The 22,070-nt window shown below is 59.7% G+C and carries 17 protein-coding genes and 1 pseudogene; 5 read left to right on the forward strand and 13 right to left on the reverse strand.

Annotated elements, in window-relative coordinates:
* The 5 genes from BZK31_RS20325 to BZK31_RS20345 all read right to left on the reverse strand — a co-directional run.
* Positions 1-482, reverse strand: a 482-nt coding sequence (locus tag BZK31_RS20325) for an aldehyde dehydrogenase family protein (RefSeq protein WP_157900769.1), incomplete at its 3' end; no start/stop codon positions are given.
* Between the two features lie 106 nt (positions 483-588).
* Positions 589-1,182 carry a transcriptional regulator BetI gene (betI, locus tag BZK31_RS20330; RefSeq protein WP_083184871.1) on the reverse strand — a complete coding sequence of 198 codons (594 nt, stop codon included), beginning with the start codon at positions 1,180-1,182 and terminating at the stop codon, positions 589-591.
* A 237-nt stretch (positions 1,183-1,419) separates the two neighbouring features.
* The gene (choV, locus tag BZK31_RS20335; RefSeq protein ID WP_083184873.1) at positions 1,420-2,598 is read right to left on the reverse strand and encodes a choline ABC transporter ATP-binding protein; all 1,179 of its coding nucleotides are present in this window, start codon (positions 2,596-2,598) and stop codon (positions 1,420-1,422) included.
* Entirely contained in the window at positions 2,595-3,443 is an 849-nt protein-coding gene (choW, locus tag BZK31_RS20340; RefSeq protein WP_180274405.1) for a choline ABC transporter permease subunit, read from the reverse strand. The genes choV and choW overlap by 4 nt, the downstream gene beginning before the upstream one ends.
* A gap of 64 nt (positions 3,444-3,507) precedes the next feature.
* On the reverse strand, positions 3,508-4,455 hold the full coding sequence (locus BZK31_RS20345; RefSeq protein ID WP_083184877.1) for a choline ABC transporter substrate-binding protein: 948 nt from the start codon (positions 4,453-4,455) through the stop codon (positions 3,508-3,510).
* 926 nt (positions 4,456-5,381) lie between these two features.
* On the opposite strand from BZK31_RS20345, the gene gbdR reads away from it, so the two are divergent.
* Entirely contained in the window at positions 5,382-6,485 is a 1,104-nt protein-coding gene (gbdR, locus tag BZK31_RS20350) for a choline metabolism transcriptional regulator GbdR (RefSeq protein ID WP_083184879.1), read from the forward strand.
* 65 nt (positions 6,486-6,550) lie between these two features.
* Here gbdR and BZK31_RS30635 read toward each other — a convergent pair whose 3' ends face one another.
* Both BZK31_RS30635 and BZK31_RS30640 read right to left on the reverse strand, forming a co-directional pair.
* Positions 6,551-7,423: a methyl-accepting chemotaxis protein gene (locus BZK31_RS30635; protein WP_425273300.1), complete on the reverse strand. Its 873-nt coding sequence runs from the start codon at positions 7,421-7,423 to the stop codon at positions 6,551-6,553.
* A pseudogene (locus BZK31_RS30640) lies at positions 7,406-8,176 on the reverse strand (MCP four helix bundle domain-containing protein); the annotation flags it as partial. The pseudogene BZK31_RS30640 and the gene BZK31_RS30635, both read right to left, overlap by 18 nt.
* 418 nt (positions 8,177-8,594) lie before the next feature.
* Between BZK31_RS30640 and BZK31_RS20360 the strand changes: the two are divergent.
* Together BZK31_RS20360 and BZK31_RS20365 are read left to right on the forward strand one after the other, a co-directional pair.
* A complete protein-coding gene (locus tag BZK31_RS20360; RefSeq protein WP_083184882.1) occupies positions 8,595-8,828 on the forward strand; it encodes a hypothetical protein in 234 nt (77 codons plus the stop codon).
* The gene (locus BZK31_RS20365; protein ID WP_083184884.1) at positions 8,825-9,127 is read left to right on the forward strand and encodes a cell division protein ZapA; all 303 of its coding nucleotides are present in this window, start codon (positions 8,825-8,827) and stop codon (positions 9,125-9,127) included. The genes BZK31_RS20360 and BZK31_RS20365 overlap by 4 nt, the downstream gene beginning before the upstream one ends.
* 76 nt (positions 9,128-9,203) lie before the next feature.
* On the opposite strand, the gene BZK31_RS20370 is transcribed toward BZK31_RS20365, so the two are convergent.
* Together BZK31_RS20370 and BZK31_RS20375 are read right to left on the reverse strand one after the other, a co-directional pair.
* A complete protein-coding gene (locus tag BZK31_RS20370) occupies positions 9,204-9,464 on the reverse strand; it encodes a hypothetical protein (protein ID WP_083184886.1) in 261 nt (86 codons plus the stop codon).
* A 106-nt stretch (positions 9,465-9,570) separates the two neighbouring features.
* Positions 9,571-9,801 (reverse strand): DUF6124 family protein, encoded by a 231-nt coding sequence (locus BZK31_RS20375; RefSeq protein WP_083184888.1) that lies wholly within the window; start codon positions 9,799-9,801, stop codon positions 9,571-9,573.
* Between the two features lie 381 nt (positions 9,802-10,182).
* Here BZK31_RS20375 and BZK31_RS20380 point away from each other — a divergent pair, with 381 nt between their 5' ends.
* On the forward strand, positions 10,183-11,022 hold the full coding sequence (locus BZK31_RS20380; protein WP_083184890.1) for a 23S rRNA (adenine(2030)-N(6))-methyltransferase RlmJ: 840 nt from the start codon (positions 10,183-10,185) through the stop codon (positions 11,020-11,022).
* A 490-nt stretch (positions 11,023-11,512) separates the two neighbouring features.
* On the opposite strand, the gene msrA is transcribed toward BZK31_RS20380, so the two are convergent.
* The 4 genes from msrA to aceE all read right to left on the reverse strand — a co-directional run bounded on the left by msrA (position 11,513) and on the right by aceE (position 19,779).
* Entirely contained in the window at positions 11,513-12,160 is a 648-nt protein-coding gene (gene msrA / locus BZK31_RS20385; RefSeq protein ID WP_083184892.1) for a peptide-methionine (S)-S-oxide reductase MsrA, read from the reverse strand.
* A gap of 148 nt (positions 12,161-12,308) precedes the next feature.
* Positions 12,309-15,002 (reverse strand): sensor domain-containing phosphodiesterase, encoded by a 2,694-nt coding sequence (locus BZK31_RS20390; protein ID WP_083184893.1) that lies wholly within the window; start codon positions 15,000-15,002, stop codon positions 12,309-12,311.
* 345 nt (positions 15,003-15,347) lie between these two features.
* Positions 15,348-16,991 carry a dihydrolipoyllysine-residue acetyltransferase gene (gene aceF, locus BZK31_RS20395; protein WP_083184894.1) on the reverse strand — a complete coding sequence of 548 codons (1,644 nt, stop codon included), beginning with the start codon at positions 16,989-16,991 and terminating at the stop codon, positions 15,348-15,350.
* A gap of 142 nt (positions 16,992-17,133) precedes the next feature.
* Positions 17,134-19,779, reverse strand: coding sequence for a pyruvate dehydrogenase (acetyl-transferring), homodimeric type (gene aceE, locus BZK31_RS20400; protein ID WP_083184896.1), 2,646 nt, complete (start codon positions 19,777-19,779; stop codon positions 17,134-17,136).
* Positions 19,780-20,161: 382 nt separating this feature from the next.
* On the opposite strand from aceE, the gene glnE reads away from it, so the two are divergent.
* On the forward strand, positions 20,162-22,070 hold a 1,909-nt coding region (glnE, locus tag BZK31_RS20405), incomplete at its 3' end, for a bifunctional [glutamate--ammonia ligase]-adenylyl-L-tyrosine phosphorylase/[glutamate--ammonia-ligase] adenylyltransferase (RefSeq protein ID WP_083184898.1).

Genomic DNA, 22,070 nt, shown 5'->3' on the forward strand with positions numbered 1-22,070 from the left:
CACAGAGCGATCTGGATCGGGTAGTTCCGCGCGCCGATACCGGCGACCACACCCAGCGGCTCGCGGCGGGTGTAGACGAAAGAGGAATCACGCAACGGGATCTGTTCGCCTTCGATGGCAGGCACCAGACCGGCGTAGTACTCCAGCACGTCCGCACCGGTGACGATGTCGACGTAGCGGGTTTCGGAGATGGCCTTGCCGGTGTCCAGGGTTTCCAGAGCAGCCAGTTCATCGTTGCGCTCTCGCAGGATGTCCACGGCACGACGCAGGATGCGCGAACGCTCGACTGCGGTCATGGCGGCCCAGATTTTCTGGCCTTTTTCAGCGGCGACCACAGCGCGCTCGACATCTTCCTGGCTGGCGCGCTGGATCTTGGCCAGTACTTCGCCGTTCGCCGGGTTGATGGAGTCAAAGGTCTCGGTGTTGGTGGCATCGACATAGCCGCCGTCGATGTAGAGTTTCTGCAATTCAAAACGGGCCATAAAGTCCTCGCAAATTCAGTGGGGGAGGCGATGACTGATTTCAGTGTGCCGGAAACATTGGGCAACACCCGTATCAAGTCGTTCGGTGAGGGCGCGGTGAAAGCGCTCAGTCCGCCGATTTCGCCAGTTGGAAATCCATGTATTCGTAGGCAATCCGTTGCGCTTGCTCGGTGTCGAATGCATCGCCTGACAATGCGCCTCTTAGCCACAACCCATCTATCAGAGCTGCCAACCCGCGGGCTGCATTGCGTGCCTGTTCCAGCGGCAGTACACGGCGGAACTGGCAGCACAGATTCGAATACAGGCGATGGTCGTTGATGCGCTGCAACCGGTGCAGCGACGGGTGATGCATGCTGGTCGCCCAGAAGGCGAGCCAGGTTTTCATGGCCGGTCCGTTGACCTGGCTGGCGTCGAAGTTGCCTTCGATGATCACTTGCAGGTGGGCACGCGGGCTGTCATCGGTCAGGGCCTGGCGTCGTTCGCTGACGGTCTGGATCAGCGCGTTCATCAGGTGGCGCATGGTCGCTGCGATCAGGCCGTTCTTGTCCTGAAAGTAGTGACTGATGATGCCGTTGGAGACGCCCGCCAGACGGGCAATCAAGGCAATGCTGGCGTCGCCCATGCCGACTTGATCGACCGCAGTGAGCGTGGCCTGGATCAATTGCTGGCGGCGGATGGGTTGCATACCGACCTTTGGCATAGGCGCGATTCTCCCGAGTGGCTGAAGTGATCGTTATACCGAAATGGCTGGGCCAGTCTAAAGATTTTTAATTGAACGATCAATCAATAAAAAACATTGGGCGTGATTGATGTGCGAGAGATGAGTGATCATTCCCACGCTTCAGCCTGAGAATGAGCCGGGACGTTATGCGTCCCAGCGGGTTTGATTACGCTACTGCATCAGGCCCACGAGCCGTGATGCAGTGCGGTGAAACGGTCAGCCGTGGTTCTTGCCCAGCAGTGCGTGATACAGCTCGGTGTCGCCGAGGATGCCGACGACCTGATTGCCGTCCTGCAGCACCAGTTTATTGCCGGTCTGATAGCGAATCTGCAACGCGTCGCGCATGCCGATGTTGGAGTGCACCAGGGTCGGGCGGCGGTCCAGGGTGTTGACGTCCTGGCCCGGCGTCCAGTTCTGCAAGTCCAGCGAGCCGGTGCCTTGGCGTGCGCCCTTGATGACGTTGCCTTCGGCCAGATCCAGCCAGGAGTCGCCGCCCGGATCCAGACAGACCGAGCCGTTGACTCGGGTGCATTGATCGACCGTGCGCATCAGGCTACGACCGCACAGCACGTTGAGCGGGTTGGTGTGGGCAACAAAGGTGCGCACGTACTCGTCCGCCGGATTGAGCACGATCTGCTCCGGCACGCTGTATTGCACGATCCGGCCGTCTTTCATGATTGCGATGCGACTGCCCAGTTTCAGCGCCTCATCCAGGTCATGGCTGACAAACACGATGGTCTTGCTCAGCTTGCTTTGCAGGGCCAGCAGTTCGTCCTGCAGACCCTGACGGATCAGCGGGTCGAGCGCCGAGAACGGTTCGTCCATCAGCAGAATATCGGCGTCCATCGCCAGCGCACGGGCCAGGCCAACACGCTGTTGCATGCCGCCGGAAAGCTCGTCCGGCTTTTTGTTGCGCCATTGCGTCAGGCCGACCAGCTCCAGCTTTTCGTCGACCAGCTTGCGCCGTTCCTTTTCCGGACGGCCCTGCATCTCCAGGCCGAAGCTTATGTTCTCGCGCACCGTCAGCCAGGGCATCAGGGCGAACTTCTGGAAGACCATGGCGATGCGCTTGGTGCGCATCATCTTCAGTTCCGCCGCTGTGCAATTGGCGATGTTGATCTGCGAGCCTTCGTGTTCGACGAACAGCGAGCCACGGCTCACGGTGTTGAGACCATTGATACAGCGCAACAGGCTGGATTTGCCGGAACCGGACAGGCCCATCAACACGCAGATTTCGCCTTTCTCGATCTCCAGCGTGGCGCTCTCAACGCCCACGATCTGTCCGGTTTTCTTGAGGATCTGGTCACGCGTCAGGCCTTCGTCCAGCAGCTTGAGGGCCTCACGCGGGTCCTTGGAGAAGATGACGTCTACCTTGTCGAATTTGATGATGCTCATGCGTCGGACCCTACCTTGGCTTCGGGTTGTTTGCAGATGCGGTCGAGCATGATTGCCAGCAACACAATCGCCAGGCCCGCTTCGAAGCCCAAGGCGATATCAGCGGTGTTCAATGCGTTGACCACGGGTTTGCCCAAACCGTCGGCACCGACCAGCGCGGCGATCACCACCATCGACAGCGACAGCATGATGCACTGGGTGATACCGGCCGCGATGCTGGGCATGGCGTAGGGCAGTTCGATGCGTGTCAGCAGTTGGCGGCGCGAAGAGCCGAAGGCCTTGCCCGCGTCCAGCAATTCATGAGGCACGTCGCGGATCCCCAGATAAGTCAGGCGGATCGGCGCAGCGATGGCGAACACCACCGTCGAGATCAGGCCGGGCACCACGCCCAGGCCGAACAACGTGAGGGTCGGAATCAGGTACACGAAGGTGGGCACCGTCTGCATCAGATCGAGCAGCGGGCGGATGACCGTGTAGAACATTGGCTTGTGCGCGGCAATGATGCCCAGCGGCACGCCTATCACGACGCAGACCATGGTGGCGAACAGCACCTGTGCCAGCGTTTCCATGGTTTCCTGCCAGTAATGCAGGTTCAGGATCAGCAGGAACGAAAGGATGACGAAGACCGTCAGGCCCCATTTGCGCTGGATGAAATGTGCGAGGGCAGCGATCAGGCCAATCAGTACCAGCGGGTTGAACCAGGTGAGGGCGAAGGTCAGCCCGTGGATCATCATTTCCAGTGTCGAGGCTATCGCATCGAAGTAGTCGGCACCATTGCGTGTCAACCAGTCGACGAACGCCGCGATGTACTCGCCCAAAGGGATTTTATGATCAGTCAGCATGATAGTGATTGTCCGCTTGCGGGGAAAAATGAAGACAGCAGGCGGGGCTGGCCCGCCTGCTGTCGGCTTACTGGGTCAGCTTGGCCTTGGCAGCCTCCAGGCCTGGTTTGCCGTCAACGGTGTTCACACCCGCCAGCCAGGTGTCGAGCACTTGAGGGTTCTTCTTGATCCACGCCTTGGCGGCGGCATCCGGCTTCATCTTGTCGTCGAGCACGTTACCCATCAGCGTGCTTTCCATGTCCAGAGTAAACGACAGGTTCTTGAGCAACTGGCCTACATTGCTGCATTCCTGGGCATAGCCCTTGCGGGTGTTGGTGTAGATGGTCGCCTGGCCATAGTTGGGGCCGAAGAACTCGTCGCCGCCCGTCAGGTACTTCATCTTGAAGCGGTTGTTCATCGGGTGCGGTTCCCAGCCCAGGAACACCACATCGGTATTGCGACGCGTGGCGCGATCAACCTGCGACAGCATGCCCGCTTCGCTGGACTCGACGACCTTGAAGCCTGCGTCCTTGAGGCCGAAGGTATTCTTGTCGATCATGCTCTGGATCAGGCGGTTGCCATCGTTGCCGGGCTCAATGCCGTAGATCTTGCCGCCCAGTTCTTTCTTGAATTTGGCGATGTCGGAAAAGTCTTTCAGACCCTTGTCGTAGAGCGCTTCAGGAACGGCCAGCGTGTATTTGGCGTTTTCCAGGTTGGCGCGTACGGTCTCGACAGTGCCGGCTTCGCGATAAGCCTTGATGTCGTTTTCCATGGTCGGCATCCAGTTGCCCAGAAACACGTCCATGTTCTTGCCGTCCGCCAGCGACTTGTAGGTCACGGGAACGGAGATCATGGTGGTCTTGGTCTTGTAGCCGAGCGATTCGAGTACGGCGCTGGTCACTGCGGTGGTGACGGTAATGTCGGTCCAGCCGACATCGGAGAAGTTCACGGTATGACAGGCTTCTGGTTCGGCGGCCTGAGCCAGCACCGGTATACAGAGCGTGGCGGCCAACAGTAACGGTTTGGAACCTTTCATCGGGGTGGACTCCTTCAAGTTTCTTCTTGGTCACCCGCTCACCGTTTCATCAGGTGAGCGCTGACGCGACTTATGTGTTGGCGAAGCATTTCGCGAAGCTCCATCACTGCGCCTGGCGATCGAGTCGAAGCCGATCATGTAACAGGCAAAATCAAACGCATACTGGGGGCGTCGTATCCAGTACAGGCGGGGTCGCATCCAGTGTGCGCAAGGTCGCTTACAGATTTATTCCATCGTGCAAGCGCACTTTTGCAGGGGTGGAGCAGCCAGAAAACGGCCAAAAACGTTTGCTGGGTGCGCGGCTCGAAGTCCATGGCGCGGGTGGGTATGGTGGCGTCGGTGCCAGGTGTCGAGCACTTGCGCGATGGCCCATGCTGCGGCCATTGCGCGGCAATGCGGCTCCAAGCGTAGCAGAGCGGCGAGACCGGAATGGCGGTCTGCAAAAGCCCCTTACACGGTGGTCCGGATGGGGCCGCGCCTTCGCGAACGTGGTCGTTTTGAGGGGATTAGCCCCGGTTAGTTCCGGGATGGGCGGGCACGGCACCCTCTTGCCGCGCTATCGGTCTGCTCGATTTTTGAACACCCGCACTGGCAGCCGCCACCTTTTAGCGCGCAAATAAGGATGGCCAATCGCTTCCCCACCGTGCTTTGAGTATCACTCCTGAGCCGGTTTCTCTCTGCGCGTTTCCTTGCAGTGCTACCGAATTGCTCACCTGACGCCGCCATGCGCAGCCCTCAAGGTCGCAAACAGACAGGCCGGTCGCTACCGGATAGACGCATCGCGACGTCGTTTTCAGGTGTTATTGAATGCCCGATCAATTTTAGGCATGGGATTTGCGATGTCATTGCAAGGCCTTGCTTTCAAGATGGCCATAACAAGAGCCTCGTCTGAGGCCGACCCCCGCCACGTGAGAGGAGATAGTGTGATGACATCGTTCAATCAAGGGACTCAACCCCAGAACCGCGCCCCACAGTCCATCGGTTTTCTGCTGCTGGATAACTTCACACTGATCTCCCTTGCTTCTGCGGTAGAACCTCTGCGGATGGCCAACCAGTTGTCAGGTCGCGAGCTTTATCGCTGGACCACCCTGAGCCTGGATGGCGGTCAGGTCTGGGCCAGCGATGGTTTGCAGATCACCCCGGACGCGGCGATGCATCAGGCACCGGTGATGGACACTGTGATCGTCTGCGGGGGCGTCGGCATTCAGCGCACCGTGACCCGCGAGCACGTGAGCTGGTTGCAGAGCCAGGCGCGTCAATCCCGTCGGCTGGGCGCGGTGTGCACCGGCAGCTGGGCGCTGGCATGCGCCGGCCTGCTGGACGGTTTCGATTGCAGCGTGCATTGGGAATGTCTGGCGTCGATGCAGGAAGCCTTTCCACGCGTGGCGATGAGCACACGTCTGTTCACTCTGGACCGCAACCGTTTCACCAGTTCTGGCGGCACTGCGCCACTGGACATGATGTTGCACCTGATCAGCCGCGATCATGGTCGCGAACTGTCGGCAGCGATTTCCGAGATGTTCGTCTACGAGCGTATCCGCAACGAACAGGATCACCAGCGCGTGCCGCTGAAGCACATGCTGGGCACCAATCAGCCGAAGTTGCAGGAAATCGTCGCGTTGATGGAAGCCAACCTTGAAGAGCCGATCGACCTCGACGAACTGGCCGTCTATGTCGCCGTTTCACGCAGGCAACTGGAGAGATTGTTCCAGAAGTACCTGCACTGCTCGCCGTCGCGCTATTACCTCAAACTGCGCCTGATCCGCGCCCGGCAATTGCTCAAGCAGACGCCTATGTCGATCATCGAAGTGGCATCGGTCTGCGGCTTTGTTTCCACACCGCACTTCTCCAAGTGCTACCGCGAATACTTCGGCATTCCGCCACGCGACGAACGAGTAGGCTCCAACACCGCACAGCAAGTGGCCATGATGCCTATTCCGCAGGCACTGGTACTGGCGCCGTTGTCAGGTCCGATGTCGGCACTGAGTCAGGCGCGCAATGAATCGACGTTTGCGAGTGTGCGCCTGTAAGCAGGGTTCATGCCCGGCTCTGCGTCGCGGCCCACGCCGGACGCAGAGCTGCGCAACGACGCTGATCAGAGGCTGAAGCGCCCAACCATGCTGTTCAAGTCCACCGCCAGGCGCGACAGCTCGGTACTGGCTGCGCTGGTCTGGTTGGCGCCGGTGGTGGACTGGGCGGACAGGTCGCGGATGTTGACCAGGTTGCGGTCCACTTCACGCGCCACTTGCGCCTGTTCTTCAGCCGCGCTGGCGATCACCAGATTGCGTTCATTGATTTCTTCCACCGCGCTATTGATGGTGTCCAGCGCCAGACCGGCGCCCTTGGCGATGCTCAGGGTCGATTCGGCGCGCTCGGTGCTGTTGCGCATCGAGCTGACAGCCTGTTCAGTGCCGCCCTGAATGCTGCCGATCATGCGTTCGATCTCGCTGGTCGACTGCTGCGTGCGATGGGCGAGTGCGCGAACTTCGTCTGCCACGACAGCGAACCCACGACCGGCCTCACCGGCACGCGCAGCCTCGATGGCAGCGTTCAGAGCCAGCAGGTTGGTCTGATCCGCCAGGCCGCGAATCACATCCAGTACTTTGCCGATGTCGCGGGATTCGTTGGCCAGATTGCCGATCAGGTCGGCAGTCTCCTTCACGTCACCGCTCATGCGCTCGATGGCATTGACCGTTTCCAATACCAGATCACGTCCGTCGCCCGCCGACGCCGTGGCGTTGCGTGACGCTTCGGAAGTGCTGGTCGCGTTGCGAGCGACTTCTTCCACCGCGCTGGTCATTTCGTTGACTGCCGTCGCCGCCTGTTCAATCTCGTTGTTCTGCTGCGCCAGGCCGCGAGCACTCTCATCGGTCACAGCGTTCAGTTCTTCGGCCGCAGAAGCCAGTTGCGTGGCCGAGCCCGAGATGCGCTGCAACGTGTCGCGCAGTTTGTCCTGCATGGTTTTCATGGCCTGCAAGAGACGACCGGCCTCGTCGGTGCCATCCACCTGAATCGGCTGTGTCAGATTGCCTTGCGCAATGGTTTCCGCCGCTGACAATGCCGCAGCGATCGGGCGGGTGATGCTCTTGATCAGCATCCAGGCGAACACGATGGTCAGCAGGGTGGCAGCGATCAGCAGACCGATGACCATATTGAAGGCCGATTCGTATTCTGCGGCGGCCTGCTTCTTGACCTCCATCAGCTGAGCGGTGTTGATGTCGACCAGCTTGATCAGCACCGCATTCATCTGATCGGAGTTGCTGAGCATTTCTGTGTTGAGCAAGTCCTGCAGCTCGCTCACCTTGTTGGCAAGCGTCAGCGTCTTCATGCGCGATTCGAGGTCACGGTACTGTCCCAGCAACTGCACGTACTGACCGTAAAGCGCACGCTCGTTCGGGTCGCTGATCAGCTTCTCGTAAATGGCCTGGGCGTCGTTGATCTGCTTGTTGCGCATCGCCAGCAGTTCGATGGTCTTCTGCTGAATATCGGGCTCGCGGTTGACCAGCAAGCGATACGACAGCACGCGCAGGCGGATACTGACTTCTGCGAAACGATCCAGGCTCTTGATGCTCGGCACGTTGTTGTCGGCGAGCACTTCGGTCGCGCCGCGGATCTTGCTCATCTGTGAGAGAGCGAAGACGCCGAGGATCAGCATCAGTGCGCCGATCATGGCAAATCCGAGAAGCGCACGCGGGGCGATATTCATATTGCGAAGGGACATAGAAGGCTTCCAGAGTCAGAGTGCGCGTTCCATGCGACAAAACAAAAAGTAACGTGAGTGGGTGCCTATCGGTCAGATGCCCGAACACTTGAGCGGCTGCGCTGCAATCAGCGTCGCCCGATTCATGACGTTTTTTTCACGCATCCGGTTTTACAGTCGCAAAGCCTTGAAAGTACTGACTGCCGGGGCTTTCGGTCTGTAATGTTGCGTCCCGCGGCTGTGCGTTTTTGTCGCAGGCGGGAACCGTCTGACGAACAGCCGGAACAAGCCCCCACAATCGTAGTCACAAGGCCCCCATGCGTTCCGTTATCGACGTGTCCATGACGTAAGACGCCGCGCCCCAAGGGCCTGAGCGCTGGCATGCGCAGTGACTTTTCTTTATCGTGTGCGCCCGTTGAAATTTGCTCGAGTAATCAAAATGTTGGAAGCCTCCCTAAGCCAGTTGGAACAGCTTGTCGGTGACCTGGTACAACAGAACCAGAACCTGCAGGAAATGAATGCCCAGCTCACCGCAGAGCTGGCAAAAGTCAGGGACGAAAACGACAGTTTGCAACTGAGTCTGATGGAGCAGGAAGAAAAGCAGGGCAGCACCGCCGCCCGCATTCAGGCACTGGTTGATCGGGCAACCAGCGCCAGCGCTGTCAGCGCATGAGCTTCGACCGAGACGGGGTAACCGTCCTTTCGATTCTGGGCAATCAATATTCGGTCAAGGCTCCGGAAGGCGAGGACGTGAAGCTCCTGCAAGCCGCCGCCATGCTCAACGCCTCGCTGGCCGACACCAAACGCAAATACCCGACCCTCATCGGCGACCGCCTGCTGGTGCTTGCCGCACTGAACCTCTGCTCTCAGCAGATCGATCTGAAAGACAAGCACAAGGGCGAACTGGCGCGCTATGAAGATCAGGTCAGTGCGACGGTTGACGTGATTGCCAAGACGCTTTCGCAGGGCTGAAGGTTTCCGGCGCGCTTGGGTCCTGATGCGGAGTGTCCTGAGCGCCTTTGTGGGACTTGTCCGCGAAAAAAGGGTTTTAACCCTGACTCTGTCTGTACGTTGCCAGTGCGGGCAGCAGTTGCTGGTCGATTGCCTGGCGCACGGCGGGGAGGATGGTGGCGCTGCCGGTCAACAGTTGCTCGACCAGGCGCCGCAGTGCGGCGGCGCGTTCTGCGTTGAGGCCGCGCACCACGTGGGCGCAGGCTTGTTCTGCGGTGGCACCGCCGGGCATGTCAAAGCCCAATGCCCTGAATTGGCCAATCAGGTCTTCTTGATCAATCAGGTCCGCGTGCATCATGGCGTGGCTTCCGTTGTTTGAATTTGCCTCGATTCTGGTAGCAGCTTTGCGCTCGGGCAACCCTTCGCGATCAACGATGGCCGGATTGGCTATGAACGTGTCGTTTTCAGTCGTTCGACAGGCTGTCCAGTGTCTGGTCAACCATGGCCTTGGCCATTTCCGTGAGGTGCATGATCGAAAGGGTCAGATCGCGTTGCACGCCGCTCATGCTGTCGCTGAATTCATAGGCGCTGGTCACCGCGCAACGCAGCAGGTCGCTGGCGTGCATCAGTGCGTCTTCATGGCTCAGGGCTGGATTGACTTTGAAGGCGGGTAGATCCGGGACGAATTTCAGCATAGGGATGATTCCTAATCGGCTATCAATAGGTCGTCACCCTCGGCTACTAATCGAAAGTGGCGGCCGTGCGCAGGTAGTAGCCCGGTGATTAGGAACCGGTGCGTCCGAAAACGCCCTGACGCACGGCCACCATAAAACGCAGGCCGTAAAAAAGCGCCTTGCACAGGTGGCGCATTGCGCCTAATCACACCGAGGGCTACTACTCCTCATCGCTGAATATGCAGCGACCGGCGCAGAGTAGTGGTCGAGCGGGGGAGGCACAAGGGGGCGGGAGTTTCTCGGAAATGTCCTGCAAAAGAAAGGGAAACGCCCTGCAAATTCGTTACAAATTCTTGTTCAGGGCGCAGGTTTGCTAAACTGCCCGGCCTGCCAGGAGCTGCCATGAATTACCGTCACGCCTACCATGCCGGCAACCACGCCGACGTGTTCAAACACATTGCCCTGACTCGCCTGATCGCCCTCATGGCGCGCAAGGAGCAACCGTTCGCCTACCTCGACACCCACGCAGGCCTCGGGCTTTACGACCTCAAGGGTGATCAGGCCACTCGCACTGGCGAATGGCTGGAAGGCATCGGCCGTCTGTGGGATGCGCAGGACCTGCCCGCGCTGGCCGCTGATTACCTGCAAGTGCTGCACGACATGAACCCGGATGGCGAGCTGCGCTACTACCCAGGGTCGCCCGAGCTGGCACGCCGCCTGACCCGCGAGCGTGAGCGTGTGCTGCTCAACGAGAAACACCCCGAAGACGGGCGTCTGCTCAAGGACAACATGAAGGGTGATCGCCGCGTCGCGGTTCACTTAGGCGAAGGCTGGCATGTGCCGCGTGCGTTGCTGCCGGTTGCTGAAAAGCGCGCCGTGATGCTGATCGATCCGCCGTTCGAGCAGCTCGATGAAATGAAGCGTTGCGCCGTGGCGCTGAAGGAAGCCATCAGTCGCATGCGGCAGACCGTGGCGGCCATCTGGTATCCGATCAAGGACCCGCGCCTGCTCAAGCGCTTCTATCAGGACCTGGCCGAAACCGGCGCACCCAAGCTGCTGCGCGTCGAGTTATACGTCCACCCGCTGGACACGCCCGCCAGCCTCAACGGCTCTGGCCTGGCCATCGCCAACCCGCCCTGGGGCCTGGAAGAAGAACTGCGCGAACTGATGCCGTACCTGGCCGACACACTGGGCCAGACCCAGGGCGGCTGGAAGATGGATTGGTTGATTGCGGAACAGTAATGCCTGATCAGGTTGATCGTGTGAGCGAACTTGTTCGCGAATGAGGTCAATGAAGTCGGCAGAGATGCGTGGTTTGGGCCTCGGTCTTCGCGGACAAGTCCACTCCCACCAAAGGGCCGCGTGCCCGTCCAGCGTAGGAGCGAACTTGTTCGCGAATGAGGTCAATGAAGTCGGCAGAGATGCGTGGTTTGGGCCTCGGTCTTCGCGGGCAAGTCCGCTCCCACCAAAGGGCCGCGTGCCCTCCAGCGTAGGAGCGGACTTGTTCGCGAATGAGGTCGATGCAGCCGCAGAGATGCGTGGGTTGGGCCTCGGTCTTCGCGGACAAGTCCGCCCCCACCAAAGGGCCGCGTGCCCTCCAGCGTAGGAGCGAACTTGTTCGCGAATGAGGTCGATGCAGCCGCAGAGATGCGTGGGTTGGGCCTCGGTCTTCGCGGACAAGTCCGCCCCCTCGGGTGTGGTTATCCTGTTTGCGAATGAGCCTTCATGAGGGTCAAGCCGGCAGACAAACCCCGGTACCACCCAGGCCGCAATAGCCCTGTGGGTTTTTGGCCAGGTACTGCTGGTGGTAAGCCTCGGCGAAGTAGACGGTCGGGGCCTGTTCGATTTCCGTGGTGATGCCGCCCAGGCCGGCCTTGCTCAGTTCGGCCTGGAACGTCTCGGCGCTGGCTTTGGCGGCTTTGAGCTGTTCGGGGGTGGTGCAGTAGATCACCGAGCGGTATTGCGTGCCGATGTCGTTGCCCTGACGCATGCCTTGGGTGGGGTTGTGTGCTTCCCAGAACACTTTGAGCAGCGATTCGTAGCTGATCTTTTCAGGCTCGTACACCACCAGCACCACCTCGGTGTGGCCGGTCAGGCCGGAGCAGACTTCTTCGTAGGTCGGGTTCGGCGTGAATCCGCCCGCGTAACCGACGGCAGTGCTCACCACACCTTCCTGTTGCCACAGGCGACGTTCCGCACCCCAGAAGCAACCCATGCCGAAGATGGCGAATTCCACGTTGCTGGAGAACGGGCCCAGCAGCGGGTTGCCGTTGACGTAGTGGGTTTCCGGAAGTGTCATGGGGGTTTCACGACCCGGCAGTGCTTGTTCAGCGGTAGGCAGTACGTTTTTGTTCACAAGAATTTCCGAGCGCAGAGTCATGAACCATATCCTCTCGTTAGAGACAGGCAGCGGGGGCCAGGACGGATGAATGCAATTACATAGGTCCCGTTACACGTAGAAACAAGTGCTGCCGTGTAAAAACAGACCGACAGTGTGCCCGACAGTGCAGAGGGCAGGAAGGGGGGGGTCAGGCCGACGGTCGGCGCGGGTAGCGTTGCAGCTTCTCGATCAGCTGTTCGCCGGGGATGGGTTTGTCGAACAGATAACCCTGGCCGACGTCGCAACGGTGACGGCGCAGGAACGTCAGCTGAGCGGCGGTTTCGATGCCTTCGGCCACCACTTTGAGCTTGAGGTTGTGCGCCATCGCGATGACCGCCGACGTGATTTCCATGTCGTCTTCGTCATCCGGAATATCGCGGATGAAGCTGCGATCGATTTTGATCACATCGATGGGGAATTTCTTCAAGTAACTGAATGACGAATACCCGGTGCCGAAGTCGTCCATCGCCAGTGACAGGCCCAGCTTCTTCAGCGAGTCCAGCTGCTGGCGAGTATCTTCGGTAGCTTCCAGCAGCAGACCTTCGGTCAATTCCAGTTCCAGCAGCGATGGATCGAGCTGTTCCTCTTTGAGGATCGAGGCAATCGACGACACCAGTTCCGGGTCGGAGAACTGTTTGGGCGAGACATTGATTGCCACCTGCAGCTTGCCGAAACCTGCGGCAGTCAGGGCCTTGCTCATGCGGCAGGACTGGCGCGCCACCCACTTGCCGATCGGGATGATCAGGCCGGTCTCTTCGGCCACACTAATGAACTGATCAGGACGAATCATGCCTTTTTCAGGATGATTCCAGCGCAGCAACGCTTCCATGCCAATCAGCCGACCGGACAGCAGGCACAGCTTGGGCTGGTAGAAGACTTCCAGTTCGTTCTGGGTCAGGGCGCGACGCAGGTTGTTTTCGACGAACAGCTTGTAACTGGCCTCGGCATTGAGCGCTTCGGTGAACACTTGAACCTGATGCTTGCCGTTGGCTTTGGCTTTGTGCAGCGCAAGGCCTGCGTTCTTCATCAGGGTCTGCGGGTCACGGCCGTGCAGCGGCGCGCAGGCCAGGCCAACCGAGCCGGTCACGCTGATCAACTGATTATCGACGAACATCGGCTTGTCCAGCGTGGCCAGTACCTGGCTGGCGATGTTCTGACCGGCTTCCTGATCGGTGTGATCGAGCAGCACGGCGAACTCGTTACTGGCAAAGCGCGCCAGCACATCCGTCGGGCTCAAGGTATTGCGCAGACGGCGTGCAAGGCTGATCAGCAGCTTGTCGCCGGTCTGGTGGCCGAGACTGTCATTGATGCGCTTGAAGTTGTCGATGTCGACCAGCAGCAGGCTCATGGGCGTGTCGGTGTCGCGGTCGAAGCGCTCGTCCAGATTGCGAATGAACGCCGGCCGGTTGCCCAGGTTGGTCAGGTTGTCGGTGTAGGCCAGTCGCTCGATGCGCTGTTGCGCGAGCTTGCTCTGGGTGATGTCTTCGTAAATGCCGATGTAGTGCGTCAGTTCGCGGTTGTCGCCATATACCTTGGAAATCGACAACTGGCTCCAGTACGGTTCCAGGTTCTTGCGACGGCTCTTGAATTCGCCCTGCCAACTGTTGCTGCTGGTCAGGCTGGAATTGGCTTCGAGCAGCAGTTCGTTGAGGTTCTCCAGCGCCGGCAGTTCCGACAGCTTGCGGCCAGCGACCTCTTCGGAGCTGTATTGGGTGATGGCCGTGAAGCTTGGGTTGACGTACTCGACCACGCCATCGCAATTGACCAGCAGGAACGCATTGGCGCTCTGTTCGACTGCCCGCTGGAACAGGTGCAGCGCATTGGTCGCGGCGCGGCGGTTGAGGTTATTGATGACCTGCGCGAACTGATCGGCAAGCTCACCGGCGAAGGCGATCTCGTCGGACTGCCACTCGCGGGTTGCCCCGGTCTGCTCCAGGCACAGCACCCCCACGACCTGCCCGTCGATGCGGATACTCGCGTCGAGAATGGCGTTGGTTTGCATGGGATACAGGCTTTCGGCCAGCTCTCGCGTGCGCGGGTCGGACTGAATGTCCGAGGCGTCAATCGCCCGGCTGGTGTGCAGCGCTTGAAGGTAACCGGGGTACGGGCTGATATCGACGCTGCTGCGAGGCTGGTAGTCGCCGGTCTGCCGGTGATAGTCGGCAATCGGCTCCATGCATTTGTCGTTGAGGTTCCAGATGCTGACCCGGTCGACGTCGTAGATATCGCATGCGCTTTTGGTGATCAGCTCTGCGGCTTCCAGCAGAGTATTGGTGGTCGTGTAGCGGTGACGCGTGAGGCGCAGAATCAGATCCTGCTGGGCGCGCACGCGCTCCAGATGCGCATATTGGTCACGCTGGGCGCGCTGGTTGAGTTCCAGTGCGATCTGCAGGCGCGAGTTGCGGGTCTCCAGATCACTGTCGACGCTCCATTCGCCCTCGTTGAGCGACTCTTCCACGATGAGGAAATAACCACGCAGCAGGTGACGATTGTGTTGTTTGTAAGCCTCGCCGATTTCCAGCAGACCGAGCGGACCTCTGGGCGTATGAAGGGTGTAGCGAATCAGGTAATTGTTGGATGTTGCCAGTTGCAGTTGTAACTCGTCATGCAACTGATAGCGCGCTTCAGGCTCCATCAGGCTGGCGTAGGGTGATCCAATCAGGGCGCAGAGATCCACGGCAGGCAGGCCGAACTGTTTTTCACAGTTAGCATCGAGGTACAGCAGCGCCCAATTGGCTTCGTTAAGCCGCTCGAAACGCAGCATGCCCAGGCGCGAAGGCACAGGCAATTGCGTCACTACCTCGGCTGCGGTTCTACCGGCAGCATCGGTCTGGCTTTTCATCAACAAACTCGCTTCCGGAATACTGATCGCGTTGGGCCAAAGGCCATTTCCGCGTATGGCAAGGTTGCATCATGCGGCCCAGGCTTACAAGAGACCGCGGTGGCTTAGTGCTATAAAAGTGTCGGCCGCAAGAGTCAGATCTTCAGCGCACGTGGTCGGATAGGCTAAACGATTCAGGTTTAGGGGAAAAATCCCGTTTTTATTGCGCGATTCACACGGCTACAGGTGTATCAGCAGAAAACCGTTCACGCAAAAAAAGCCCCGCTCGAGGCGGGGTTGAGGTTCGAGCGTGGCAGCTCGCAAACGCAGACGGCAAAGCCTGCCGTGAGGCAGGCCTGCTCGGGCTTACAGCAGAATGGTGCGGATGTCCGCCAGCAATTCGCTCAAGCGCTTGGTGAAGCGGGCAGCGGCCGCGCCGTTGATCACACGGTGATCGTAGGACAGCGACAGCGGCAGCATCAGCTTGGGCTGGAAGGCTTTGCCGTCCCAGACAGGCTGGATGGTAGCCTTGGAAACACCCAGGATCGCCACTTCCGGCGCGTTGACGATCGGCGTGAAGCCGGTGCCGCCAATGTGACCGAGGCTGGAGATGGTAAAGCAGGCGCCTTGCATGTCGTTGGCGGTCAGCTTCTTGGTGCGGGCCTTTTCAGCCAGTGCAGCGGCTTCGGCAGCCAGTTGCAGCAGGCTCTTCTGATCGACATCACGAATGACCGGGACCAGCAGACCGTCAGGAGTGTCCACGGCGAAACCGATGTGCACGTACTTCTTGCGGATCACAGCCTTGCCGCTTGGGGCCAGCGAGGCGTTGAAGTCAGGCAGTTCCTTGAGCAGATGTGCGCAGGACTTGAGCAGCAACGGCAGAACGGTCAGCTTGACGCCGGCTTTCTCGGCAGCGCCTTTCTGCGCAACGCGGAAAGCTTCCAGTTCGGTGATGTCGGCCTGGTCGAATTGGGTGACGTGCGGGATGTTCAGCCAGCTGCGGTGCAGGCCGGTTGCGCCCAGTTGCATCAGGCGGGTCATCGGCACTTCTTCGATTTCGCCGAAGCGGCTGAAGTCGACTTCCGGAATCGGCTGTATGCCCATGCCGCCGCTCGCGCCGCCAGCTGGAGCTTCCTTGGCCTTCTGCATCATGGTCTTGACGTAAGCCTGGACGTCTTCCTTCAGCACACGACCGTGCGGGCCGGTGGCGCTGACCGCGCTCAGCTCGACGCCGAATTCGCGGGCCAGTTGACGAACCGCCGGGCCGGCATGGACCTTGGCGCCGTCTTTGGCCGGTGCAGTCGGTGCTGGCGCCGCTTCTGCCTTGGGAGCAGGAGCCGCGGCAGGAGCCGGTGCCGCTTCAGACTTGGCAGGGGCTGCGGCCGGTGCGCTCGCGGCAGGAGCCGGAGCGGCCGCTGGCGCTGCGCCTTCGACTTTCAGCTTGAGGATCAGGTCGCCGGTGCCGACTTCCTGGTCCAGTTTGACTTCGATGCTTTCCACGACGCCTGCCGCTGGAGAAGGAATCTCCATGCTGGCCTTGTCGGATTCCAGGGTGATCAGCGACTGATCGGCCTGGATGCTGTCACCGACCTTGACCATCAGTTCGATGATCTTGGCTTTGCCCGATGAGCCGATATCCGGCACATGGATATCCTGAACGCTGGCGCTGGCTGCTGGAGCCGGTTCGGCAGCAGCAGGCGCCGGTGCAGCGTCGGCCGGCTTTTCAGCGGCAGCAGGCGCAGCAGCGGGTTCGGCGGCAGGTGCGGCAGCGGCCTCGCCTTCGATTTCCAGCTCGAACAGCTCATCGCCTTCTTTCAGACGGTCGCCCAGCTTGACCTTCATGGTTTTGATCACACCAGCCTTGGGGGCCGGGATTTCCATGCTTGCCTTGTCGGACTCAAGCGTCAGAACGCTCTGGTCAGCTTCGATGCGATCACCGACCTTGACCATCAATTCAATGACTTCACCTTCACCGTTGCCGATGTCGGGTACGCGAATTAGCTCACTCACTCTGTATCTCCTTGGGAGAACCTGTTCACTCACGAATACGCTGGTTCAGTTACAACGAAACAGCCTTGGATGCTCATTTACGCCCGGTAAATTCCGCATCCTCGGCTGTCTACGCTCTGATCAGCGCTCTTGAAGCAGACTCTTAGCAGTCCAGTGGATTGCGTTTGTCTGGATCGATGCCGAACTTCGCGATGGCTTCAGCCACGACTTTAGGTTCGATATCGCCGCGATCAGCCAAGGCTTCCAGGGCTGCCAGCACAACGAAGTGACGATCGACTTCAAAGAAGTGACGCAGCTTCTTGCGGCTGTCGCTACGGCCGAAACCGTCGGTGCCCAGGACTTTGTATTCCTTGGTTGGAACCCACTGACGAATCTGGTCAGCGAACAGCTTCATGTAGTCGGTCGATGCGATGACCGGACCCTTGCGACCGTTGAGGCACTGCTCGACGTAGCTCAGCTCCGGCTTGCGGCCAGGGTGCAGGCGATTATCACGCTCTACAGCCAGACCGTCGCGACGCAGTTCGTTGAAGCTGGTCACGCTCCAGACGTCGGCACCGATGTTGAACTCGTCACGCAGAATCTTCGCCGCTTCGCGAACTTCACGCAGAATGGTGCCCGAGCCCAGCAACTGGACGTGGTGCGCCGCTTCCTTGGTGTCTTCTTCAAGCAGGTACATGCCCTTGATGATGCCTTCCTCGACACCGGCCGGCATGGCTGGCTGGGCGTAGGATTCGTTCATCACGGTCAGGTAGTAGAAAACGTCCTGCTGTTCTTCGAACATCAGACGCATGCCTTCACGAATGATGACAGCCAGCTCGTAGCCGTACGTCGGGTCGAAGGTGCGGCAATTCGGGATGGTCGACGCCAGAATGTGACTGTGACCATCTTCGTGCTGCAGGCCTTCGCCGTTGAGCGTGGTACGACCGGCGGTGCCGCCGACCAGGAAGCCACGGGTGCGGCTGTCGCCAGCGGCCCAGGCCAGGTCGCCGATACGCTGGAAACCGAACATCGAGTAGAAGATGTAGAACGGAATCATCGGCTGGTTGTGGCTGCTGTACGAAGTACCTGCAGCGATGAAGGAGGACATGGCGCCTGCTTCGTTGATGCCTTCTTCGAGGATCTGACCTTTCTTGTCCTCGCGGTAGAACATCACCTGCTCTTTATCGACTGGCTCGTAGAGCTGGCCGACGGAGGAGTAGATGCCCAACTGGCGGAACATGCCTTCCATACCGAAAGTACGGGCTTCGTCCGGGATGATCGGAACGATACGCTGGCCGACTTCCTTGTCCTTGACCAGTTGGGTCAAGATGCGCACGAAAGCCATGGTGGTGGAAATTTCGCGGTCGCCCGAACCGTCAAGAATGGCCTTGAGGGTATCGAGTGGCGGCGTCGGCAGGTTGAAGCTCTGTGCGCGACGCTGTGGCACGAAACCGCCCAGTGCAGCACGGCGCTCGCTCAGGTAACGGGCTTCGGCGCTGCCTTCTTCCGGCTTGTAGAACGGCAGGGCTTCGAGTTCGGAGTCCTTGACCGGGATGTCGAAACGGTCACGGAAGTGACGCAGGCTGTCGACATCGACCTTTTTGGTGTTGTGCGCAGTGTTTTTCGCTTCACCGGCGCCGGTGCCATAACCCTTGATGGTCTTGGCCAGAACCACGGTCGGTTGACCCTTGTGGTTGACGGCTTCGTGGTAGGCGGCATAGACCTTGTATGGGTCGTGACCACCACGGTTGAGTTTCCAGATCTCGTCGTCGGACAGGTCGGCAACCATCGCCTTGAGTTCAGGCGAGTTGAAGAAGTGCTCCCGGACGAACGCGCCGTCCTTGGCCTTGTAGTTCTGGTATTCGCCGTCGATGACTTCGTCCATGCGACGTTGCAGGATACCGTCGACGTCCTTGGCCAGCAGTGGGTCCCAGAAACGGCCCCAGATGACTTTGGTGACGTTCCACTGGGCGCCACGGAACACGCCTTCCAGTTCCTGGATGATCTTGGCGTTGCCGCGAACCGGACCGTCCAGACGCTGCAGGTTGCAGTTCACGACGAAGATCAGGTTGTCCAGCTTCTCGCGACCGGCCAGGGCGATGGCACCCAGGGATTCCGGCTCGTCGGTCTCGCCGTCGCCCAGGAAGCACCAGACTTTCTGCTTGCCTTCCGGGATGAAACCGCGGTGTTCCAGGTACTTCATGAAGCGTGCCTGGTAAATCGCCTGGATCGGGCCAAGGCCCATCGACACAGTCGGGAACTGCCAGAAATCTTTCATCAGCCACGGGTGTGGATAAGACGACAGGCCGTTGCCGTCGACTTCCTGACGGAAATTGTTCATCTGCTCTTCGGTGATGCGGCCTTCCATGAACGCACGGGCGTAGACGCCTGGCGATGCGTGACCCTGGAAGTAGATCAGGTCGCCGCCGTGTTCTTCGGTCGGGGCCTGGAAGAAGTAGTTGAAGCCGATGTCATACAGCGTGGCGCTGGAAGCAAAGCTCGAAATGTGACCGCCCAGGTCCGGATCGTTCAGGTTGGTTTTGACAACCATGGCCAAAGCGTTCCAGCGCACCAGGGAGCGAATGCGGCGTTCCATGAACAGGTCGCCAGGCATGCGTGCTTCGTGGGTGACAGGGATCGTGTTGCGATAGGGCGTGGTGATGGCGTAAGGCAACTGCGAACCACTGCGGGTGGCGAGTTCGCCCAGACGGGTCATCAGGTAGTGAGCACGGTCTTCGCCTTCTTTGTCGAGAACCGATTCCAGGGCGTCCAGCCATTCCTGGGTTTCGACGGGATCGAGGTCTTGCATGGCTTGCTCCAGGGCGGAAAGGCTTCCAGAATCGGTTGCCTGAGTTTGCGACTGGCCTTGTGGGCAGACGACATAAATTCTTGGATTACCGGAGGTTGGCCCGGCGGCGTGTAGTTTTACTACAAATCGACGACTATTTCAGCCCTCCGAGTAACTGACCCAGTAGTAAAACTACAGAGAAGCGACCAAATCGCTCCTGTTGTGTTGTGAGATAAATCGTTACTGTTGATAAGTAGTGAAGGTGCTGCGGTAAAAAGTCGAGATTTTATGCTTATAAAACGATTTTTCCAGCAATTTATAACCTTTGTTCGACAAGCGGCGGTGGCAGGTGGATCTTGCAGTCATGGCAGGCAGCCCTTCGCACGCCGATCAAGGATAGACCATGAGCCTACCTTTACTGGCCGATTTTCCGGCCATCCTGCTGCCATTGATTACCCGAGTACAACAGACATTTCGTACAGCTCTCGCTGACTTTTCGGCTGATGCATTGACCTCTTTCGAGGCCTGGCCTGCGTCGCGCCGTGACGCGTTCGACCGGGTCTGTGCGGCCAGCGATTTCGTCACCGAACAGGTTTGCCGGGATCCGCGCATGCTGTTGGAGATGGCCGAATCGGGCGAACTGGAGCGTAGCTTCTCCGCTGGCGAGCTGCGCGGGCAAATCGCCGACGCACTGAGCACGGCCACCACCGATGACGAGCTGGGGCGTAATCTACGTCGCCAACGCATGCGTCAGCAAGTGCGGATTATCTGGCGCGACCTGACCCGTCAGGCCGACTTGATCGAAACCTGTCGCGACCTGTCGGACATGGCCGACGGCTGCATCGACCTGGCTTATCAATGGCTGTACGAGCGGCACTGCCAGCAATTCGGTACGCCCACCGGTCGCCGCACCGGCCTGCCGCAGCACATGGTGATTCTCGGCATGGGCAAGCTGGGCGCGGTCGAGCTGAACCTGTCGTCCGACATCGATCTGATCTTCGGTTACCCGGAAGGCGGGGAAACCGTGGGCACCAAGCGCGCGCTCGACAACCAGGAATTCTTCATCCGTCTGGGTCAACGGCTGATCAAAGCGCTGGACCCGGTGACCGTGGACGGCTTCGTGTTCCGCGTCGACATGCGCCTGCGGCCTTACGGTTCTTCCGGGGCGTTGGTGCTCAGCTTCAATGCGCTGGAGCAGTATTACCAGGATCAGGGCCGCGACTGGGAACGTTACGCGATGATCAAGGCGCGGGTGGTGGGCGGCGATCAGAAGGCGGGCGCCGAACTGCTGGCCATGCTGCGTCCTTTCGTCTATCGCCGTTACCTGGACTTCTCCGCCATCGAAGCGCTGCGCACCATGAAGCAGCTGATTCAGCAGGAAGTGAAGCGCAAGGGCATGGCCGAGAATATCAAGCTCGGCGCGGGCGGCATTCGTGAAGTGGAGTTCATTGCGCAGGCGTTCCAGCTGATTCATGGCGGTCGCGACCTGAGCCTTCAGCAGCGCCCGCTGTTCAAGGTGCTCAAGACTCTGGAAGGGCAGGGTTATCTGCCTGGCGCGGTGACCGAAGAACTACGCGAAGGCTACGAGTTCCTGCGCTACACCGAACATGCTATTCAGGCAATTGCCGATCGCCAGACTCAGATGCTGCCGGACAACGAGCTGGATCAGGCACGCATCGCGCTGATCATGGGTTTTGCCGACTGGGCGAGCTTCCATGAACGGTTGATGTACTGGCGCGGCCGGGTATCGTGGCATTTCCGGCAGGTGATTGCCGATCCGGATGCCGATCCCGACGAGGAGCAGGAAGACGAAGAAGTCGTCGTTGGCGGTGAATGGCTGCCGCTGTGGGAAGAGTCTCAGGATGAAGACGCCGCGGGTCGCCAGCTTTCCCAGGCGGGCTTCGTCAATGCCGACGCTGCCATCAAGCACCTGGCCAATCTGCGCAGCAGCCCGCACCTGCGTTCTATGCAACGCCTCAGTCGCGAGCGGCTGGATGCCTTCATTCCGCGCCTGCTGGCTCAGGCCGTGGAACATGAGAAACCCGATCTGGTGCTTGAGCGCGTGTTGCCGCTGGTGGAAGCGGTGGCGCGGCGTTCGGCTTATCTGGTGCTGCTCACGGAAAATCCCGACGCGCTGCGCCGCCTGTTGACACTGTGCGCGGCCAGTCCGTGGATTGCCGAGCAGATTGCCCGCTTTCCGCTTCTGCTTGATGAATTGCTCAACGAAGGGCGCCTGTTCAACCCGCCTCTGGCTCCGGAACTGGCGGCCGAGCTGCGCGAGCGGCTGATCCGTATACCCGAGGACGACCTCG

Origin of the sequence: Pseudomonas floridensis, assembly GCF_002087235.1 — a bacterium.
GTDB classification, from domain to species: domain Bacteria; phylum Pseudomonadota; class Gammaproteobacteria; order Pseudomonadales; family Pseudomonadaceae; genus Aquipseudomonas; species Aquipseudomonas floridensis.

Excerpts from the sequence above, each read along its gene's own strand:
- betI (WP_083184871.1), bottom strand. The coding sequence starts at position 1,182 with ATGCCAAAGGTCGGTATGCAACCCATCCGCCGCCAGCAATTGATCCAG.
- aceE (WP_083184896.1), bottom strand. The coding sequence starts at position 19,779 with ATGCAAGACCTCGATCCCGTCGAAACCCAGGAATGGCTGGACGCCCTG.
- BZK31_RS20375 (WP_083184888.1), bottom strand. The coding sequence starts at position 9,801 with ATGCTGAAATTCGTCCCGGATCTACCCGCCTTCAAAGTCAATCCAGCC.
- BZK31_RS20370 (WP_083184886.1), bottom strand. The coding sequence starts at position 9,464 with ATGATGCACGCGGACCTGATTGATCAAGAAGACCTGATTGGCCAATTC.
- BZK31_RS20380 (WP_083184890.1), top strand. The coding sequence starts at position 10,183 with ATGAATTACCGTCACGCCTACCATGCCGGCAACCACGCCGACGTGTTC.
- BZK31_RS20345 (WP_083184877.1), bottom strand. The coding sequence starts at position 4,455 with ATGAAAGGTTCCAAACCGTTACTGTTGGCCGCCACGCTCTGTATACCG.
- BZK31_RS20390 (WP_083184893.1), bottom strand. The coding sequence starts at position 15,002 with ATGAAAAGCCAGACCGATGCTGCCGGTAGAACCGCAGCCGAGGTAGTG.
- msrA (WP_083184892.1), bottom strand. The coding sequence starts at position 12,160 with ATGACTCTGCGCTCGGAAATTCTTGTGAACAAAAACGTACTGCCTACC.
- BZK31_RS20365 (WP_083184884.1), top strand. The coding sequence starts at position 8,825 with ATGAGCTTCGACCGAGACGGGGTAACCGTCCTTTCGATTCTGGGCAAT.
- choV (WP_083184873.1), bottom strand. The coding sequence starts at position 2,598 with ATGAGCATCATCAAATTCGACAAGGTAGACGTCATCTTCTCCAAGGAC.
- BZK31_RS20360 (WP_083184882.1), top strand. The coding sequence starts at position 8,595 with ATGTTGGAAGCCTCCCTAAGCCAGTTGGAACAGCTTGTCGGTGACCTG.
- gbdR (WP_083184879.1), top strand. The coding sequence starts at position 5,382 with ATGACATCGTTCAATCAAGGGACTCAACCCCAGAACCGCGCCCCACAG.
- BZK31_RS30635 (WP_425273300.1), bottom strand. The coding sequence starts at position 7,423 with ATGAAAACCATGCAGGACAAACTGCGCGACACGTTGCAGCGCATCTCG.